Here is a 19,414-nt window from a genome sequence, read left to right as displayed (position 1 = left end):
GCTGCAGTCTATGCGCTTGCCACCGCTGCAACAAATCAATATTCTTGCTGGATTGCCCCAATTTCGTTAGGCCTGACATGCCGTATCGACTGCCGCCGCTCGCCGCTGTCCGCGCCTTCGAGGCCGCCGCGCGCCACGGCGGCTTCCAGAGTGCTGCCGAGGAGCTGCACGTTTCCGCCGGTGCCGTCGCGCACCAGGTCAAGCAGCTGGAAGCCTGGCTCGGTATCGCGTTGTTCCAGCGCCTGCCGCGCGGCGTGGCGCTGACGCCGGCCGGCCGCCAGTACGCACAGGCGCTGCAGCCGCTGCTGTCCGGATTGGCCGATGCGTCGGAGGCGGTCCGGCAGCGCGGCGACGAGCGGGTGGTGACGGTGACCTCGGTGCCGTCACTGGTGTCGCGCTGGCTGATGCCACGCCTCGGGCGCCTGCGCGAGGAACTGCCCGAGGTCGACATGCGGGTGCTGGCTTCGTTGCATCCGGTCGATTTCATTCGCGAAGGGGTCGATGTCGCCATCCGGCTTGGCACCGGCCCCTACCCCGGCCTGGTATCGGAAGTGCTGCTGGAGGAGTGCTTCTCCGCCGTCTGCAGTCCTGCCTACCGCGACACGGCGCCGCCGGTGCGCACCCCGGCGGACCTGCTCCGACATCCGCTGCTGCACGACGAGACCGAAATGCGCATTCCCGAAGAGGTCTCCTGGCGCACCTGGCTGGCGCAGTTCGGCGTCGACTACCGTGGCGGGACGCGGCCCAGCTTCTCGCATACCTACCTCACGCTGGAAGCCGCCGCCAGTGGCCAGGGTGTGGCGCTGGCCGCCGAGTGCTATATCGCGCAGGACCTGCAGGCCGGCAGGCTGGTGCGGCTGCTGCCGCAACGCCTGACCGGTCCCTATCGCTTCCACCTGCTGCACCTTCCGGGCGCGGACGCGCGGCCCGCGGTGCGCGTGTTCTGCGAGTGGATCAGGAAGGAAGCGCGTGAGGCCCGGGCATCCTGGGCTCACTCGGTGTAGCGGCCCAGGGTGATGACGCGCAGTATGGCGCGGTAGATCCAGTAGGCGGCGCCGTACCAGGCACGCTCGTACCAAGGAATGTTGGCGTAATCCTCGAGCCGCACGTGGACGCCCTCCTCGACGGCGCGTTCGATGTGTTCGCGCAACGAGCGGGCGAACACATGGTCGCGCACCACCACGTTGGCCTCCTGGTTCACCAGCAGGCTGAGCCCGTCCCAGTTGCTGGACCCGACCGTGGCCCATTCGTCGTCGATCACTGCCACCTTGCCGTGCAGCTGCGTCTTGCGGTATTCGACCACCTTCACTCCGCTCTTGAGCAGCTTGGGATAGAACGAATGCGCCACCGCATCCTGTATCCGGAACTGGCCCACGCCCAGCAGCAGCGTCACGTCGACGCCGCGGCGCGCCGCCGCCTCGAGCCCCTCGCGCAGCTTGCGGCCCGGCGCGAAGTACGGATTGGCCAGCAGCGCACTCCTGCGTGCGCGGCCGAGCGCCTTCAGGTAGGAACGCTGTATCGTGCGCCGGTTGCGCAGGTTGTCGCGCACCACCAACGCCGCCTCCGCCGGGCCGACCCGCGCATCGTGCGGTACGCGACGGCGTTCGCGGAACAGCTCCCAGCGATGGCGCAGGCCCAGCCCGTGCAGCATCAGCCATTGCCCTTGCACCTCGCGGTGAATGTGCGCCACGAGCGGGCCGCGGATGCGCACGCCGAAGTCCCAGCGGGGCGCTGGCAGCGGCGTCTCGAATCCGTCATCCGACACGTAGTCGTAGTTGATGTTGAGCCCGCCGAGGAAGGCGACGCGACGGTCCACCATGCAGATCTTGCGATGGCTGCGGGTGATGCCGCGCCGGAACCAGGAGTTGAAGACCCGATGGTTGACCCCGCCGGCGGCAAAGTCGCGATGCAGCAGCACGGACTGCCGGTGCCCGGTGCCGAGCCAGTCGGTAATCACGTTGACCGTGACGCCGCGGCGCGCCGCACGCACCAGCGCGTCCCTGACCTGCATACCGGTCTCGTCGAGGCTGAAGATGTAGGTCTCGAGGTAGACCTCGAAGCGGGCCTCGTCGATCGCCCCGAGCAGCGCAGGGAAGTACTCCGCGCCGCGGTACAGCAGCTCGATGTGGTTGTAGGCGACAAACTCTACCGGACGCATGGGAATGACCAAGTGTGCGGACGGGCGGCGGTCGGCATGCTACATCCGGCTACTGCCTGAGTTCAAGGGACGCCACGATCGGCGCATGGTCGGACAGCTTGGCCCACACTCCGCCGTGCAGCACCTGGGCGGACTCGATGCGAAAGCCGCGCACATAGATCCGGTCCAGCCTCAGCCAGGGCAGCGCGGCCGGGAATGTGCGGGCCGGCCGCATTTGCGGGCCGCGTCCGCTGATGCGCCGCAAGTAGCCGCCGAAACCGCGCGCCGGCAAGCCCTCGTCGAACACCTCGGTGACGCCGAGGCGGTCGCGCAGCGTATGGCTCAACTGGTTGGTCCAGTCATTGAAGTCGCCCGCGATGATCAGCGGCGCACCCGGCGGCGAGGATTTGTCCACCGCCTCGATCAGCGCTTCGGTCTGGCGCCGCCGGCTGCGCGCAAACAGGCCGAGATGGATCACATAGCAGTGCACTTCGGCTGCCGGTGCCTGCACCACGCAATGCAGGATACCGCGCGATTCGTACGCATGATCGGAGACATCGTGATTGCTGGACGACGCGATGTGGTAGCGGCTGAGCAGGGCATTGCCGTGGTGCCCATGGTCGTACACCGCGTTCATCCCGTATGCCGAATGATGCGACTCCCCCGCCAGGAAACGGTGCTGCTCGACTTCCGGCCACAGCGCCGCGTGGCGCGTCTGGTACTTGTCATGCCTGCCCTGCACTTCCTGCAGGAACAGGATGTCGGCTTCCATCGAGGCCAGCGCCTGCTTGAGCGCATGCACCCGCGGCATGCTGCGCAATGTGCTCACGCCCTTGTGGATGTTGTAGGTTGCTATGCGGATTTTCATGCGTTCCATGTCGGCTTTTAGCGGCGCCCCGCGGGTGCCGTCATCCCCCTTGATGGGCCGGCAGTTGCAGGATGGCTTCCGCGTTGGAAGGAGAAAAGCACTGGTCGGCCGCCTCGCGCCACGGCAACCAGCGAAAGGCGGTGTGCTCCCGGGGCGCGAGCAGGACCGGGATGTCGCGCGGCACGCACAGTCCGAACACATGCTCGGTATTTTTCGTCACGCCGGGGGCATAGCGGTGCCGCCAGACCGGATAGATTTCGTAGATGTTCGACAGTTGCCAATTGACCAGATGGTGACGGGACACCCGGTTGGAACCGCTGACTTCCGTTGAAGTTTCATCAGCGATACGAATACCCGTCTCCTCGAACACTTCGCGCACGGCGGTCTGCTCGAGCGCCTCCTCCCCGCTGTCCCGGGAACCGGTCACGGACTGCCAGAACCCGGGACGATCGGCCCGCTCGAGCAGCAGTACGTCGAGCTGTGGCGAGTGGATCACGACAAGGACTGATTCGGGGATCTTGTAGGGCTTTTGCATGGGTGGAAGCAGCGACGGTGGCGGACATGATAACTGAGGACTGTTGCGCTTACACACGCAACAATGGACAAAACGGCAATGTCTTCCTACACTGCACGATTGCAAATTTTGCAATAGATGGTCCGACCGACAGAGTCAGGACGCAAATAACATCCGGGTAGCATTGACCCGCCGCCGCCCGCCGGAGCAAGAGAACGCCGTCCCAACCTCTCTGCTCCATACGCATGAAAAAATTTCCCTCCAGGCTGCTTGCCTGGCGCAGCATTGCCGTCACCGTCGTACTGATGCTTGCCCAGCCCGCCGCCATCGGCCAGGCTGCCAACGGCGCCACCGCCTCCTGCACTCCGGCCGTTACCGGCGCCACGTGCGATGCTCCCGGCCCGGCCTCCCTTGCACCGGGCGGACCCGCCCGCGGCGCGAGCAACCCGGTCAACATCATTACCGGCAACAAATACCAGCGCGAGGTCGACCTGCCCGCCCTTCCCGGCGTGCTCGGACTCGAGATCGTCCGACACTACAACAGCAGCATGGGCCTGCCCTGGCAGCAGGCCGGCATCATCGGCCGCGGCTGGCGCCTGTCCTACGAGACGGACCTCTTCGTGCGCGGCGACACCATCCACGTCCTTCAGGCCGACGGCACGCGCCTGGTCTTCGACCGCGACCGGGCCAATCCGGACACGTTCCCCGGCGCCGATCCCGCGCGCGGCAGGATCAGCGTTCGTCGCACCGCCGGCAGGGTGGAGTACGCCTGGACCTGGGCCGATGGCCGCAGGCTGGATTTCAACGCCCGGGGCAGGCTGGTCCAGATACTGGCGCCGACAGGTGAATTCGTCTCCCTGCAGCGCGCGCCCAACGGCGACCTGCTCAACGTCACCGACCCGCAGGGCCGCAGCCTGCGACTGCACTATCCCGGCCGGACGACAGCAGCCGGCACGCCCCGCTACAAGGGGGTCGCGGCCATCGCGAGTCCGGTCGGCGAGTTCCGCTACGAATACGGCAGCCGGCCGCCTGCCGGCGTCAACAGTTTCAACGCGCCCGACCTGCTCGCCAACCTGGTCCGCGTTCATCTGCCGTCCGGCCAGGTCCATGGCGGCAAACCCGCCGCCGTCACCCGTCACTACCACTTCGACGACCCGCGCCACCCGTCCCTGCTCACCGGCATCAGCGTCAGCGGCGCCGGCAGCGACGGCAAGGCTGTGCATCGACGCATCGCGACATACGCCTATGGCGCCGACGGCAAGGCCGTCCTGAGCGTCAGGGGCGAGGCCCTGCAGCATGACCGGTACGGTAAGCCGGTCGCAGGCACCGGCCTCGAACAAGTCAGCTTCGATCGCAGCGTGCCCGGCACGACCAGGCTCACAAACAGCCTGGGCGAAGTGACGATGTTTCGGCACACCGTCGCCGGCGGCGAGTTCCGGATGCTGGAAGTGCGCGGGCCGGGCTGTTCCAGCTGCCCGGAGAGCAATGTGCGCTACCGCTACGACGGCATTGGGCGACTGACGGAAACCACGCGTCTCGGCGGCGACGGCACTCCCGTCGAGACCCTGCGCTACACTCTGGACCGGCACGGCCGGCGCACCTCCATTGAGCGCGTCCGCCACGACAACGGCACAGCCGCCGCGCCGGAGCTGCTGGTCCGTCTGGCATATCCGCCCGATCCCCCCGAAGGCGGCCTGCCGCTGCCGCAACCGGTCCTGATCGCGCGACCCAGCGTGGTGCCCGGCAGGGAACACGAGGTCCGCATCCGCTACAACGCGGCGCAACAGGTAGTGCAGGTCACCGAGCGCGGCTGGAGTCCGCCAACCGATGCGCTGCCCGCGCAGCAGCTCCAGCGCACCACGCGCTTCACATACATACGGATCAACAACCGCAGCCTGCTTGCCAGCATGGACGGTCCGCTGCCGAATGGTGCGAGTGCAAGTCCGATCGACTCCGACATCACGCAGTACACGTACGATCGCAGCGGCAGCTACCCGTCAACGATCATTGCGCCGGGCAAGCGCCTGCTCGCCATCGTGCGCCGGGACGAGGCCGGGCGGCCACAGGAGATCGTCGCACCCACGGGCGCGCGTCTGCACTACCAACTCGATCCGAATGGCCGTATCACCCGGCTGTCGGCGGCGGGCGTCGTCCAGCATTACGCCTATGACGTACTCGGCCAGTTGTCCGACGTGACGCAGGCAACCGGGCAGCGCATTCACCTCTCCTATCGTGCCGATGGACGTCCTGACGCACTGTTCGATACACAGAACAACCGCATCCGCATCGAGCGCGACAGCGAAGGCAAGCTTCAGGCGCGCAGCCTCCACGATCCGGATGGCAGCACGGCACAGCAGGACGCGCCTCTCACCCCACCGATCGATACTGAAGCACCGGGCGGCATGCGTTTAATTGCAGCCGCGATGGATGCGCCGGGCCACTCGCCACGCTATACCACGCACGTGGGGCGTGCCGCCGACGGCTTGCCCGATGCCGTGTTCGAATCAGCCGGGCTCGCCACCCGGCTCGTTTACGACAGCCACCGCAATCTCGCGGCACTGATCGATGCGCGTAAGCTCTCCACCGACTACCTGCACGACGACTTCGGCCGCCTGGTACGGACCGCGAGCCCCGACAGCGGCGTCACCCGGTATCAGTGGGACGCCGGGCACCGTCTGACCGCGAAAACCGGCGCCTACGGCACGCCCGACGCGCACACTACCGGCTACCGCTACGACGCTGCGGGCCGCATGATTGCGCACACCAGCGCCGAAGGGGTAACGCAGTTTGCGTATGGCGAGCACGGCCGGCCGCTGCGCATACGCTATCCAGGAGGGGAAGAAGAATATCGCTACGATCATGCGGCCCGGCTCACCCGGCACACCCGCCGCATAGACGGTCATCAATTCACCACCGTCTATATTTATGACAGCCAGGGCCGGCTGCAGCAAAAGACCCTGCCTGACGGCCAGGTCCTGCACTATCACTACAACGGTGCGGTGCATCCCAAGGCAGGATTGCTGCAGGCAATCACCCGCAAGGACATGTTCGGCAGCACGGCGCTGCTGCAGGGACTGAATGACGCGGATGATGGCCACGCCCGACGGGACTACCAGCTCGCCAATGGCGTCGCTTACCGGCATCGGCTTGACCGGCAGGGCGGCATCAGCCGCATTGGTTCACCGGGCGTGTGGGAAGAAAGCCACGTCCGCGACGTCGCCGGCCGGCTAAGCGAACGACGGCCGGCGGCGCCTGCTGCCGCGCATGGCTTCACCTACCAGTACGACCACCTCGGCCGTCTCGCCGGGTTGAAGCGCAACGGCCTCTTCAAAGCCGGCGCGGCGCCGGCCGACGTCCAGCAGCTGGGCTACGACCACGGCGGCAACCTGCTCACCCACCGCATGGACCAGACCGCTGCACGGTTTACGATCGAGCAGGACAGCAATCGCATGCTCAGCGCCGAGCGCGATGGCAGGCTGGATCGCTACACGTATAACGCTGCCGGCAGCGTCACTGCCATCGGCGGCACCGTCTATCGCTGGGACAGCCAGCAACGCCTCGAAAGCGTCAGCCGCGACGGCAAATTGGTTGCCGAGTATCGCTACAACCCCTACGGCCAGCGCATCAGCAAGACGATCTTCAACGGCAACCGGAAGAAGGTGACGTACTTCCTGTACGAAGGCAACCAGTTGACTGCGGAAGCGGATGCCCAGGCCAGCCGGGATGCGGCGAAGATCACCAGGCAATACGTGTGGCTCAAGGACCAGGCGGGCACGCGTCCAATCGCGATGCTGCAGGCGCAGGACAGTCTCGTCGGACAGGCGCTGCGCACTGTCACCACCTCCGCAGGCATTGATGTCTATGCCGTGGTTGCCGACCACACCGGCGCACCACGTGCGCTCGTCGCCCGCGACAGGCGCGTCGCCTGGCAATCGGAAGTCGCTGGCTTCGGGCATGCCGTCCTCGACCCCGGCAGCCGCCAGCAGTTGCACCTGCGCGGCTCGAACCAGTACCTCGACGAAGAGACCGGCCTGCACTACAACCTGCGGCGCTACCTCGACCCTGCTACCGGACGCTACCTGTCGACCGATCCGAGCGGGCAGGCTGGCGGGATCAACCTGTATGCGTTCGCCGGCAACAACCCGATCGCCAACGTCGATCCCCTGGGACTGCAAGCGCTGCCGGTGGGGCAGCGAAGTTTCAACGACAAGCTGCAGCGCGTCCTGGAGCACACGGTTGCCGCACTACCGGGCGAACTGGGTCAGGCATACGACGCATGGCTGGAGGACATTCCCACCACCGCGGCAGTGCTGGCCTTATGGGGCGCGTCCCACGCGGTCGGTGTCGGCTTCATCGCGGATGTGGCGATGGCCGGCATGGCTTACTACATGCTGGGATCTGCGGCGCTGGATTTCGTCCGCGGCACCATCGATATGGTGGAGTCGATCAACGATGCCCGCTGTGAGAGCGACCTGCAGCAGGCGGGAAGCAGTCTCGCGGAGGCGACATTGGTGCTGGCGGCAAGCGTCGGGCCGCGCGGGAAGTCGGGTGGGCAGGCGATAGGCAGTATTTTTAGCGGAGGAAAGAAAGCGAATGCCTCCACCGAGAATAGGAATTCGGCAGCGCCGACAGGAACTCCGTCGCAGGGCAAGCTTGCCATCAGGGCCAACACGGTCAAAAATACCGCTAACGAGGCAAAGACTTATAGCATCCAGTCGGGCGTCCTCCGTCAGCTGGGAAGCCACACTTGGGAGACAAAATCGGGACTGCGCTTCGATGGCTTGGACAAAGCAGGCAGGGACAGAATTGAGCATGTCATAGAGCACCTCTTCATTGACACGGCAAAGGCGGCACACAGCGTGTTTGATGTGCCTCCTTCACGGTTGCTTGCACTGATGGATGAAGCTTGGCAGAAGCGAGGTAGCGGAAAGAAATCTGGTCAACTCGGCCGAGCGGTGTATGAAGTGGACCTTGGCCGCCCAATTGGAACAAGAGGGGAAACGACAGTGAGGATAGTAATCAAAGAAAATACCGCCAGCGATGTCGTCAGTGCCTACCCTATAGCGAAGTAATCATATGACGCAAGACCACGCCCATCTGCTTCTGATGAAACTCGATGCCCAGTATGACTGGAGCAAGGAGTCGCCGCCGGACCTCGACTATCAAGCCGAGGTTCGACGGTTGAGCCTATTGAAGAAAGACCTGGACGGATTGCTCGGGATTGCTCTAGAACTGGATACTCAGGTTCAGGACGCATATTTTTTTGCCCAGCTCATGCACTTGTTCTTGGCGGGAGATGCCGCCGGCTACCTTTTAATCGTTCGATTTTCCAGCTTTGGAAACATGTTTTCAGCGTGGCTAGAAAGTCAAAATCCTTCTAATGTTGGCGCTAGGCTTGATGTTCGGGAAATACTCGATATCGTCGAACGCGTCGTAGCGTCGAAGGGCTACACGTTCATACCGCCCGAAGCGCTCGACCGTATTTACGATGGACGCAACTCGTTCAGTCACTCACCAGAACTGACATGGTGGGACCGGTTCTTTGACTACAGCTAGACTCGAATCACGCACAGTACGAAGAACAAGAAGAAGTCATTCCGGTTCAAAAAAATTGTCACTTGCATTGCCATTTGGGCCGTTAGACATTCACCGCGCAGCCGCCGGATTTAGGATGTACCGGCATTGTTACCCTAACTTGTCCCTAATAAGAAAGGCCGTCCCCGAGCAGTCGGGAACGGCCTTTCGACAACAAGTTCAACACCGGCGAAAAGCCGGCGCAAACCACAATCAGCTCTTCGCCGCCTCCACGTTCCGCAGGCGGATATGAAGTTCCCGCAACTGCTTCTCGTCGACTTCCGACGGCGCCTGCGTCAGCAGGCACTGCGCACGCTGGGTCTTCGGGAAGGCGATCACATCGCGGATCGACTCGGCGCCGGTCATCATGGTGACGATGCGGTCGAGGCCGAAGGCGAGGCCGCCGTGCGGGGGCGCACCATACTGCAGCGCGTCGAGCAGGAAGCCGAACTTCAGCTGGGCTTCCTCGGCGTCGATCTTCAGCGCGCGGAACACCTTGCTCTGCACGTCCGCGCGGTGGATACGCACCGAGCCGCCGCCGAGCTCCCAGCCGTTGAGCACCATGTCGTAGGCCTTCGCCAGCGCCTTGCCCGGGTCGGTCTCGAGCAGGTCTTCATGACCGTCCTTCGGCGAGGTGAACGGATGATGGGCGGCGGTGTAGCGCTGGTCTTCCTCGTCGAATTCGAACATCGGGAAGTCGATTACCCACAGCGGCTTCCAGGTGTCCTCGAACAGGCCGTTCTTGCGGCCGAAATCGCTGTGGCCGATCTTCACGCGCAGGGCGCCGATCGCGTCGTTGACGACCTTGGCCTTGTCGGCGCCGAAGAAGATCAGGTCCCCGTCCTGCGCGCCGGTCTGCTCCAGGATCGCGGTCAGCGCGGCGTCATGGATGTTCTTGACGATCGGCGATTGCAGGCCATCGCGGCCCTTGGCCTTCTCATTGACCTTTATGTAGGCGAGTCCCTTGGCGCCGTAGATGGCGACGAACTGGGTGTAGGCGTCGATCTCGGAACGCGGCATGGCGCCGCCACCCGGGATGCGCAGGCCGACCACGCGGCCGTTGTCCATGTTGGCGGCAGCGGAGAACACCTTGAAGTCCACGTCCTTCATCACCGCGGTCAGATCGGTGAACTGCAGCTTGACGCGCATGTCGGGCTTGTCGGAACCGTACAGGCCCATCGCCTCGGCGTACTGCATGACCGGGAACGGGTTCGGCAGGTCGATGTCGAGCACGTTCTTGAACACGCCGCGGATCATGCCTTCGAACATGTCGCGGATTTCCTGCTCGCCCATGAACGACGTCTCGCAGTCGATCTGGGTGAACTCCGGCTGGCGGTCCGCGCGCAGGTCCTCGTCCCGGAAGCACTTGGTGATCTGGTAGTAGCGGTCGAAGTTGGCGACCATCAGCAGCTGCTTGAACAGCTGCGGCGACTGCGGCAGCGCGAAGAAGTTGCCCGGGTTGACACGCGAGGGCACCAGGTAGTCGCGCGCGCCTTCCGGTGTCGACTTGGTGAGCATCGGCGTTTCGATATCGATGAAGCCGTTGGCGTCGAGGAACTTGCGCACTTCCATCGTCACCTGATAGCGCAGGCGCAGGTTCTTCTGCATCTGCGGCCGGCGCAGGTCGAGCACGCGGTGCGTCAAGCGGGTGGTCTCGGACAGGTTGTCGTCGTCAAGCTGGAACGGCGGCGTCACCGACGCGTTCAGCACTTCCAGCTGCTGGCACAGCACCTCGATCTTGCCGGACTTCAGGTTGGCGTTGGTCGTGCCCTCCGGGCGGTTGCGCACCAGGCCGGTGACGCGCACGCAGAACTCGTTACGCACCGCTTCCGCGGTCTTGAACACGTCGGCGCGGTCCGGATCGCATACCACCTGCACCAGGCCTTCACGGTCGCGCAGGTCGATGAAGATCACGCCGCCATGGTCGCGCCGGCGATGCACCCAGCCGCACAGGCTGACGGTTTGGCCGAGCAGTTCCTCGGTGGTGAGGCCGCAGTAATGAGTTCGCATAGACATAGTGGGTTCCAGTAGCAGATCTTGTGAGGATGCCGGCGCTGCAGCGGCAGCAGGCGGCGCCGAAAAAAGGGCGGTCAGTGTTGGGGCGGCAGGGCTTTCAGGTTCTTCGATGCGAGCGACTCCGGCGCCACAACGCCCATCGACACGATGTACTTGAGGGCTTCGTCGACCGACATGTCGAGCTCTATGGTATCCGCACGCGCCATCATCAGGAAGAAGCCCGAAGTCGGGTTGGGCGTGGTGGGCACGTAGACGCTGATGTAGTCGCCGGCGAGATGGTTCCGCACGTCACCGCCGGGAACGCCGGTCAGGAAGGCAATGGTCCAGGATCCCTGGTGCGGATAACGCACCAGTACCGCCTTGCGGAAGGCATTGCCGGACGAGGAAAACAGCGTGTCCGACACCTGTTTCACGCTGGAGTAGATCGAGTTGACGATCGGGATGCGGCCGAGCAGGCGCTCCCAGACGTGCACCACCCGCTTGCCGATGAAATTGCGCGCCAGCACGCCGGTCATGAACACGGCGAGCACCGTCAGCACGGCGCCCATGCCGGTGATCTGAAAGCCGAACAGCTTGTTCGGCTGCCATTGCTCGGGCAGCAACAGCAGGGACTGGTCCATCGTGGTCAGGATCAGCTTCAGCACCCAGACCGTGATGACCAGGGGCACGAGGATCAGCAGGCCGGTAACGAAGTATTTGCGCATGGTTTTCTTCGGACGGGATGCGGTGCACCCCTTGGTGGATCAGGTGGCTGACGCTGCCGGCGCGGCAGGCGAGGACCCGCCGTCGGAGGAAGCCGCCTTCTCCGTCGTTGCGCCGGTTGCGGGCGCGCTTGCGGCGCTGCCGCCGCTGCCGCCACGGAAGTCGGTCACGTACCAGCCGGTACCCTTGAGCTGGAAGCCGGCCGCGGTCACCTGCTTCTTGAAAGTGCTCTTCGCGCAGGACGGGCATTCCGTCAACGGCGCGTCAGAGACCTTTTGCAATACGTCCTTGGAAAAACCGCAGGTTTCGCAGCGATAAGCATAGATCGGCATGGGATATCTCCGCAAAAATTATCCAAAACCCTGAATTATAAAGGTTTTTCAGGAAATATTGGATGCCGGCCTGTCATCGTGGAAAGCAGGCGGATACCCGACCCTGCATCCTGCCGCCTGCTTCGACCGGGTCTATCCCGTCGCCTCGTTTTGTCCGGGCTACTCAGCTTTGCGTCGCCGCGCCGTGCCGGTGCCCGGCCAGGTCCTCGCGGTGATTCTTGAGCACCTGCGGCATCAGGCTACCGACGAAGATGCCCGCGAACGCGGCGATGAGGCCCGCAAGCTGCGGCGGGAAGGCGTCGCCGAGGCCGCTGACCTGCGGGAAGAACAGGATCCAGGTGCCGACGCCGGCAGCGATCGAGAAGATCGCGCCCTGCGTGGTCGCACGTTTCCAGTACAGGCCGAGGGTCAGCGGCACGAATGCGCCGACCAGCGTGACCTGATAGGCCGACGACACCAGGTCGTAGATCGACGTGCCTTTCATGGCGATCGCGTAGGCCAGCACCAGTGCCGCGAATACCACGATGCTGACCCGCATCGCGAACAGCTGCTCGCGGTCGGTCATGCCCGGGCGCAGGTTCTTGAGGATGTTCTCGACGAAGCTGGTCGATGGCGCGAGCAGGGTGGCCGACGACGTGCTCTTGATGGCGGACAGCAGCGCGCCGAAGAACAGGATCTGCATCATCAGGGGCATCTGGGTCAGCACGAAGGTCGGCAGCAGGCGCTGGTAGTCGTTCTTCGCCATCTCCAGCCCGGCATTGCCCATCACGATCACCGCGCACAGCACGATGAACATCGGCACGAAGGCGAACAGGATGTAGCTGACGCCGCCGATCACGGCGCCCTTGCGCGCGGTTGCGGCGTCCTTGGCCGACATCACGCGCTGGAAGACGTCCTGCTGCGGAATGCTGCCCAGCATCATGGTCAGGCCGGCGCCGATGAAACCGGCGAGCTCGGTGAAGCCCGGTTGCGGGAGGAAGTTCCAGAGCGACTGCTCGGTGGCGACGGCAAGTACGTTGTCGGCGCCGCCGGCAAGGTCGGCGGAGAAGAAGGCGATCACGGACAGACCCACCACCAGCACGATCATCTGGATGAAATCGGTCCATGCCACCGCGAGGAAACCGCCGACCACGACGTAGATAAGCACGGCAAGCGTCCCCACGATCATGCCGGTGGTCTCCGACATGGCGCCGTTGGTCAGTACCGAGAACACCAGGCCGAGGGCGGTGATCTGCGCCGCCACCCACCCCAGGTAGCTCAGGATGATCGCGACCGAGCAGAACACCTCGACGCCCTTGCCGTAGCGCTGCCGGAAGAAATCGCCGATGGTCAGGAGGTTCAGCCGGTAGAGGCGCGCGGCGAAGAACAGGCCGACCAGGATCAGGCAGGTGCCGGCGCCGAACGGGTCTTCGACGATGGCGTTCAACCCGCCCTGCACGAACCGCGCCGGTATTCCCATCACCGTTTCAGCGCCGAACCAGGTCGCGAACGTCGTCGTGATGACCATGATGAGCGGCAGGCTGCGGCCGGCCACCGCGAAATCGGAGGTGCTGCGCACCCGGGTACCGGCCCAGACCCCCAGCGCCAGGGTGCCCAGCAGATACAGCACGACGAAGGAGATCAGGGTGGCGTTCATCTGGGCTTGCTCCGTAGAAAAAGTGGGCTCAATTATAGTGAAAATCGATGCCGATTCCGCGTCGCCGGCACCGCATTGCCGCCCCCTTGTTGCGGCCCTACCGCGCGCTGTCGGCCAGCGGCAGGCGCCGCCACACCTGCCAGCGTTCCTTGCCGGCAAAAATCGGGATGGAGTCGGTCACCGCGTGGTCCTCTACCTGCGCGAAATGGGGCGCGAGCATCCGGCGCAGTTGCCCGGGGTCCGCGCCAAACGGCGGTCCCTTTTCAGCATTGTCAAAATAGAAGTACCCGGCGAGCAGGCCTCCGGGCGTCAGGAGATGCGCCCAGCGCTCGACGATGGCCGGCCACCGGTCGCGCGGCAGCGCGCACAGGAAAGCCTGTTCGTAAATCAGGTCGGGCGGCGTGGATGGCGCGAAGCTGAAGAAGTCGGCGAGCTGCACGCGGTCGGCGAGCGGACCAAGCGCCTGCCGCGCCGCAGCGACCGCCGCGGGGGAAAAATCGATCGCCGTCACGTCCCAGCCAGCCGCAGCCAGCAGGGCGACTTCGTGGCCGGCGCCGCAGCCGGGAATCAGGGTCGCGCAAGGGCGTGCCGCGCCGGCGACGAACGTCCTGAAGGCTTCGGGCACGCCGCCCCGGTCCCAGGGCGTGAACTTGCGTTCGAATCGATCCGACCAGAACTGCGGCTGCGACGGATCACGGGAGGTGAATTCGGGCGCCATCGATTACCAGTGCAGGAACTGCGCCCATCGCTGCAGCATCTGCGCGATGACGATCCCGGCAGCCAGGCCACCGCCGAAGTAGACACCGAAGGTGAGCAGCCGGTTGGTGCGGCGCTGTTCGTCCAGCACCCGGCGCAGCAGGTCGACGGTCTCCTGCGGACGCTCGGAGGCGCCGGTCAGGGCCTGGTGCACCAGGCGCGGCAGCTGCGGCAGCACCTTGTTGTAATGAGGTGCCTCTTCGCGCAGCTTGGCGATCATGCCCCGCCAGCCCACCTGCTCCTGCATCCAGCGTTCAAGATACGGCTTGGCCGTCTTCCACAGGTCGAGGTCCGGATCGAGCTGCCGTCCGAGGCCCTCGATGTTGAGCAGGGTCTTCTGCAGCAGCACCAGTTGCGGCTGCACTTCGACGTTGAAGCGGCGCGAGGTCTGGAATAGGCGCAGCAGCACCTGGCCGAACGAAATGTCGCGCAGCGGCCGGTCGAAGATCGGCTCGCAGCAGGCGCGCACGGCGGACTCGAGTTCGTCGACGCGGGTATCCTTCGGCGCCCAGCCCGACTCGATGTGCGCTTCCGCCACGCGCTTGTAGTCGCGGCGGAAGAAGGCGAGGAAATTCTGCGACAGGTAGTCCTTGTCGAAGTCGGTCAGCGTGCCCACGATGCCGAAGTCCAGCGCGATGTAGCGCCCGAACGTTTCGGGCTCGACCGAGACCAGGATGTTCCCCGGATGCATGTCGGCATGGAAGAAGCCGTCGCGGAACACCTGGGTGAAGAAAATCTCCACGCCGTCCCGCGACAGCTTCTTCAGGTCCACGCCCTCCGCCACCAGGCGCTCGGTCTGCGAGATGGGAATGCCGCGCATGCGCTCCATCACGATCACCGAGGTCGAGCAGTAGTCCCAGAACATCTCCGGCACCAGCAACAGGTCGGAACCCGTGAAATTGCGGCGAAGCTGGCTGGCATTGGCCGCCTCGCGCATCAGGTCGAGCTCGTCGTGCAGGTATTTGTCGAACTCGCCGACCACCTCGCGCGGCTTGAGCCGGCGGCCGTCCGCCCACAGGCGTTCCATCAGGCCGGCGGCGACCTTCATCAGCGCAATGTCTTCCTCGATCGAGCGCTTCATGCCGGGGCGCAGCACCTTCACCGCGACCGCGGTGCCGTCCTTGAGCCGGGCAAAATGCACCTGGGCGATGGACGCGGACGCGACAGGCTCCCGGTCAAACTCGGCAAACAGTTCCTCCGGATGGGCGCCGAGCGACTTCTCGATCTGGCGTACCGCGAGGGCGCTGTCGAAGGGCGGCACCCTGTCCTGCAGCAGCGCGAGTTCATTGGCCACGTCCGGCGGCATCAGGTCGCGCCGGGTGGACAGCACCTGGCCGAACTTCACGAAGATCGGCCCCAGCTCCTCCAGCGCCATGCGCAGCCGCTTGCCACGCGGCGCGGAGATGTCGCGCCAGAAGACCAGGGTGGCAATCACACGGGCGAGGCGCGGGCTGGCCAGCCCGGAAACGGCCATGTCGTCCAGCCCGTATTTGACCGCGACGCGCGCGATCTTGAACAGCCGCAGAAACCTGAAGAACATTTAGCGGCGTCCCTTCAGCTTGTCGACGCGCTTGACGAGGCGTTCGACATCGTCGCGCAGCCGGGTGACCTCGGCGGAAAAATCGTTGACTGCCTGCGGCCGTACCAGCACCGGTTGCTCCTCGAGAAAATATTCGGCCAGGTTCTCGGCCAGTTTGCGATGGGTGGTGCGGACGGCATCGGCCGCACCGCGCGCGCCCTGTACCAGGCGCACCGCGGCGACGTCGCCGACCAGGCGGGACAGGTCGGCTTCCGCTTCCCAGCGCAGCGATTGGGACAGTTGCGAGATGGTATGCGCGAAGTCGGCGTCGCCGTCGATCTGCACGTAGGAAAACGCCTGCTCGCGATTGCGCAGGATCAGCGGCAGGTCGCCCAGGCTGGCGCGTATCGTCACTTCCGGCGCCCTGCCCTCCTCGGCCTGCCGGACCATGCCATCGGCCGTCACCTGCAGGCGCAGCGACAGGGGGCCGGCGTCGAACAGCGCGACCTTGCCGGCATGCCGGACGAGCTTCTCCCGCGCCCAGGGCTCGGATGCCAGGAGATGATTAACGACGGCGGAAGCCGAGCCGGAGACCGGACCGGAAAACAGAGATGGAATCATGGTCGCAAAACAAAGCCGCCCGTGACGTCACGGGCGGCCCAAGTTTAACAGCTTGCCGGGAGTAATCCCGGGGTCAGGACAATTGCTGGATGCCTGCGAGTAGCCATCCACCCTGCCCCGACACCGGCTTGACCAGGTTCCAGGCCTCGGAGAACGGCTGCGCCGACCCGTCCTGCTCCTCCTTGATCATGCCGGAGAAGCGCACGCTCGCGACGTACTCGTCCCCGGTCCGCTCCATGCCCGCCAGTTCCGCCTCCAGCGACATCACGTCGGTATGGTTGGGCGACGCGCCCCGCTCCTGCAGTTGCAGGCGCAGTTCGCCGAACATTTCCGGCGTGGTGAATTCGCGGATGTCGCTGACGTCCGCACGGTCCCAGGCCGCCTGCAGGCGGATGAAATAGGTCTTCGCATGGCGCAGGAAGCCCTGCACGTCGAAATCGGCCGGGATGTCCATGGCGGCGGCACCGGCCGCCCCGACGGTTCCTGCATCATTGACGTCCTGGAAGGCGAGCGGGCGGGACGGCTGGTCGACGCGCGATCCGATCTCCGGTGTACGCGCCATCGGCTGGTTACCGTAGCCACCCGCAAATGCCGGCTGGCCGGCACGACCGCCGCCGTTCTTGCCGCGCACCAGGCGCAGGATGAACATGATCGCCAGTGCGATCAGCGCAAACGTCAGCAGGGTGCCGATCACACTGGCAAGCGCGCCGCCGATCCCGAGGTGCGACAGCAATGCGCCGAGGCCGAGGCCGAGCAACGCGCCGCCGAGTATCCCCCGCCACGGGCTGGGACGCGGGGCGGTCGCGCCCGCGGCGGCCGGCGAGTTCGGTTGCGCGCGCTGCGCGGACGATGGCTGGTTGGCCGATGACGGCGGCGTCGCCTGCCTGCCGATGCCTTGCGACTGGCGGCCGAACGATCCGCCGCCGCCAAGGCGCTTGGCTTCCGCATCCGCCACCACGACGGACATGCTGCTGACGGCAATCATCAGTGCGATCAGGTATTTCTTCATGGCCAGCTCCTACAGTTTGATGCCGGTGTGCAGCGCAGCCACGCCGGCAGTCAGGTTGAAGTACTCCACACGTTCCAGCCCCGCGTCCTGCATCATCCCCTTGAGCGTATCCTGGTCCGGATGCATCCGGATGGACTCCGCCAGGTAGCGGTAGCTTTCCGCATCGTTCGCGATCCGCTGGCCCAGCCAGGGGAGGACCGAGAATGAATACACGTCATACGGCTTCTGCAGCGGCTCCCACACCTTCGAGAATTCCAGCACCAGCAGCTTGCCGCCCGGCTTGAGCACGCGCCGCATTTCGGCCAGCGCCTGGTCCTTGTGCGTCATGTTGCGCAGGCCGAAGGCGACGGTGACGCGGTCGAAGTAGTCGCTCGGGAAAGGCAGCTTTTCTGCGTCACATAACAAGGTGGGGGTCAGTACGCCCTTGTTCAACAGGCGATCGCGTCCGACCCGCAACATGGATTCGTTGATGTCCGTGAGCCAGACTTCGCCGCTCGGACCCGCCTGCCTGGCGAAGGCCTTCGCCAGGTCGCCGGTGCCGCCGGCGATGTCCAGCACCTTGAAGCCGGGGCGCACCCCCGCCTGTGCGATGGTGAACGTCTTCCAGAGGCGGTGCATGCCGGCCGACATCAGGTCGTTCATCACGTCGTACTTCGCTGCGACGGAATGAAAAACCTCGGCGACCTTGTGCGCCTTCTCTTCTTCTGCGACGGTTTGATAACCGAAATGGGTGGTATTGGTCATGACGCCAGCCTCGTTGATCCAGGCCGCATTATACAAGTGCAGACCAGCGCGACCGGCAAGCGTTCCGCAAGGCGAGAAACACGGAAGAAATAGGGTTGCCGGGCGCAAACCCGGGCAGGCTCAGTGGTGGTGTCCGCAGGCGCTGCCCTTGGCGGTCATCGGGGCGTCGCGCCCGGTTTCGGCAGTGAATCCGGCCAGCTCCAGGCGGCGAAGGTAGTCGGCCCAGAGTTTCTCCTGGTCCTTGCCGAGCGAATAGAGGTAGTCCCAGGAATAGATGCCGGAGTTGTGGCCGTCGGAAAACGTCAGCTGGACGGCATAATTGCCCACCGGCTCAACGGCGGTCAGCAGCACCTCGCGCATCCCGGTCTGCAACACCTCCTGGCCGGCGCCATGGCCGCGCACTTCCGCCGACGGCGAATACACGCGCAGGAATTCAAACGGCAGCACGAAGCGCTCGCCGGAATCGAAAGCGATGTCCAGCGTACGGGATTGCTTGTGCACGGTGAGCGCGGTCGGGGAAGGCGTATCGGCCATGTCGGTGTCCTAGAGCAGCGATTCCTGGAAGCGGTCCTGCAACAGCGCGCGCAGCTGCGCGACCATCGCGCGGCGTCGTTCGAGGTCGGCCGAGTCCGGCGTGCGCATGACCTCGCCCCAGATCGGGTTGGGAAAATGCGCATCGCTTTCGTAGCGCGGGATTACGTGCCAGTGCAGGTGCGGCACGACGTTGCCGAGGCTGGCGACGTTGACCTTGTGCGGCTGCATCGCCTCGCGCACCGCCTCCTCGACCTGCCAGACGGCGGCGATCAGAATCGCCCTCTCCTGCCCGGTCAGGTCGGTCATCTCGCGTGCATGGGCGTTCCAGATCACCCGGCAGAAGCCGGGATAGCGTTCATCGTCGACCAGCACGACGCGGTAGTTGTCATCCCGGTAGATGACCTCGCCGCCGGCCTGTGCGCACAGTTCGCAGGATGCTTGCTTGCCCATGA

Annotated in this window: 17 protein-coding genes; 3 read left to right on the top strand and 14 right to left on the bottom strand. The window is 65.0% G+C overall.

The genetic code is table 11. The features are described from left to right. The first annotated feature begins 77 nt into the window (after window positions 1-77). The gene (gene gcvA / locus VIM12_RS08810) at window positions 78-1,004 is read left to right on the top strand and encodes a transcriptional regulator GcvA (protein ID WP_331941244.1); all 927 of its coding nucleotides are present in this window, start codon (window positions 78-80) and stop codon (window positions 1,002-1,004) included. Here gcvA and clsB read toward each other — a convergent pair. The 3 genes from clsB to nudB are packed head-to-tail and all read right to left on the bottom strand — an operon-like array spanning window position 992 to window position 3,540. Continuing rightward, complete coding sequence (clsB, locus tag VIM12_RS08805) at window positions 992-2,158, bottom strand: cardiolipin synthase ClsB (protein ID WP_331941243.1); 1,167 nt, start codon at window positions 2,156-2,158, stop codon at window positions 992-994. The two genes, gcvA and clsB, sit on opposite strands and share 13 nt — an antisense overlap. Window positions 2,159-2,207: 49 nt before the next feature. Then, the gene (locus VIM12_RS08800) at window positions 2,208-3,005 is read right to left on the bottom strand and encodes an endonuclease/exonuclease/phosphatase family protein (protein ID WP_331941242.1); all 798 of its coding nucleotides are present in this window, start codon (window positions 3,003-3,005) and stop codon (window positions 2,208-2,210) included. Window positions 3,006-3,045: 40 nt separating this feature from the next. Further along, window positions 3,046-3,540 carry a dihydroneopterin triphosphate diphosphatase gene (nudB, locus tag VIM12_RS08795; protein ID WP_331941241.1) on the bottom strand — a complete coding sequence of 165 codons (495 nt, stop codon included), beginning with the start codon at window positions 3,538-3,540 and terminating at the stop codon, window positions 3,046-3,048. A 224-nt stretch (window positions 3,541-3,764) separates the two neighbouring features. Between nudB and VIM12_RS08790 the strand changes: the two genes are divergently transcribed. Both VIM12_RS08790 and VIM12_RS08785 read left to right on the top strand, forming a co-directional pair. Beyond that, window positions 3,765-8,591, top strand: coding sequence for an RHS repeat-associated core domain-containing protein (locus VIM12_RS08790; protein WP_331941240.1), 4,827 nt, complete (start codon window positions 3,765-3,767; stop codon window positions 8,589-8,591). A 4-nt stretch (window positions 8,592-8,595) separates the two neighbouring features. Next, entirely contained in the window at window positions 8,596-9,075 is a 480-nt protein-coding gene (locus VIM12_RS08785) for a hypothetical protein (RefSeq protein ID WP_331941239.1), read from the top strand. 231 nt (window positions 9,076-9,306) lie between these two features. Here the strand turns inward: VIM12_RS08785 and aspS are convergent, their stop codons facing one another. The 11 genes from aspS to VIM12_RS08730 form a co-directional block, all read right to left on the bottom strand. After that, window positions 9,307-11,109, bottom strand: a complete 1,803-nt coding sequence (gene aspS, locus VIM12_RS08780; protein WP_331941238.1) for an aspartate--tRNA ligase — start codon at window positions 11,107-11,109, stop codon at window positions 9,307-9,309. Window positions 11,110-11,183: 74 nt separating this feature from the next. Then, window positions 11,184-11,813 (bottom strand): DUF502 domain-containing protein, encoded by a 630-nt coding sequence (locus VIM12_RS08775; RefSeq protein ID WP_331941237.1) that lies wholly within the window; start codon window positions 11,811-11,813, stop codon window positions 11,184-11,186. A gap of 39 nt (window positions 11,814-11,852) precedes the next feature. Further along, the gene (locus VIM12_RS08770) at window positions 11,853-12,143 is read right to left on the bottom strand and encodes an FmdB family zinc ribbon protein (RefSeq protein ID WP_331941236.1); all 291 of its coding nucleotides are present in this window, start codon (window positions 12,141-12,143) and stop codon (window positions 11,853-11,855) included. A 163-nt stretch (window positions 12,144-12,306) separates the two neighbouring features. Next, the gene (locus VIM12_RS08765) at window positions 12,307-13,779 is read right to left on the bottom strand and encodes a sodium:solute symporter family protein (protein WP_331941235.1); all 1,473 of its coding nucleotides are present in this window, start codon (window positions 13,777-13,779) and stop codon (window positions 12,307-12,309) included. A 97-nt stretch (window positions 13,780-13,876) separates the two neighbouring features. Beyond that, window positions 13,877-14,497 carry a methyltransferase gene (locus VIM12_RS08760; RefSeq protein WP_331941234.1) on the bottom strand — a complete coding sequence of 207 codons (621 nt, stop codon included), beginning with the start codon at window positions 14,495-14,497 and terminating at the stop codon, window positions 13,877-13,879. A 3-nt stretch (window positions 14,498-14,500) separates the two neighbouring features. Then, the gene (gene ubiB / locus VIM12_RS08755; RefSeq protein WP_331941233.1) at window positions 14,501-16,075 is read right to left on the bottom strand and encodes a ubiquinone biosynthesis regulatory protein kinase UbiB; all 1,575 of its coding nucleotides are present in this window, start codon (window positions 16,073-16,075) and stop codon (window positions 14,501-14,503) included. After that, a complete protein-coding gene (locus VIM12_RS08750) occupies window positions 16,076-16,675 on the bottom strand; it encodes a ubiquinone biosynthesis accessory factor UbiJ (protein ID WP_331941232.1) in 600 nt (199 codons plus the stop codon). 73 nt (window positions 16,676-16,748) lie between these two features. After that, window positions 16,749-17,684 (bottom strand): Tim44 domain-containing protein, encoded by a 936-nt coding sequence (locus VIM12_RS08745; protein WP_331941231.1) that lies wholly within the window; start codon window positions 17,682-17,684, stop codon window positions 16,749-16,751. Between the two features lie 9 nt (window positions 17,685-17,693). Beyond that, on the bottom strand, window positions 17,694-18,428 hold the full coding sequence (gene ubiE / locus VIM12_RS08740) for a bifunctional demethylmenaquinone methyltransferase/2-methoxy-6-polyprenyl-1,4-benzoquinol methylase UbiE (protein WP_331941230.1): 735 nt from the start codon (window positions 18,426-18,428) through the stop codon (window positions 17,694-17,696). 120 nt (window positions 18,429-18,548) lie between these two features. Next, window positions 18,549-18,962: a DUF971 domain-containing protein gene (locus VIM12_RS08735; RefSeq protein ID WP_331941229.1), complete on the bottom strand. Its 414-nt coding sequence runs from the start codon at window positions 18,960-18,962 to the stop codon at window positions 18,549-18,551. Between the two features lie 9 nt (window positions 18,963-18,971). Beyond that, window positions 18,972-19,412, bottom strand: a complete 441-nt coding sequence (locus VIM12_RS08730) for an HIT family protein (protein WP_331941228.1) — start codon at window positions 19,410-19,412, stop codon at window positions 18,972-18,974. Window positions 19,413-19,414: the final 2 nt, after the last annotated feature.

Source organism: Noviherbaspirillum sp., from assembly GCF_036563305.1.
Lineage (GTDB): Bacteria > Pseudomonadota > Gammaproteobacteria > Burkholderiales > Burkholderiaceae_D > Noviherbaspirillum.
The sequence above is the reverse complement of the archived record's forward strand: the minus strand, read 5'-3'. Positions and strand labels throughout refer to the sequence as shown.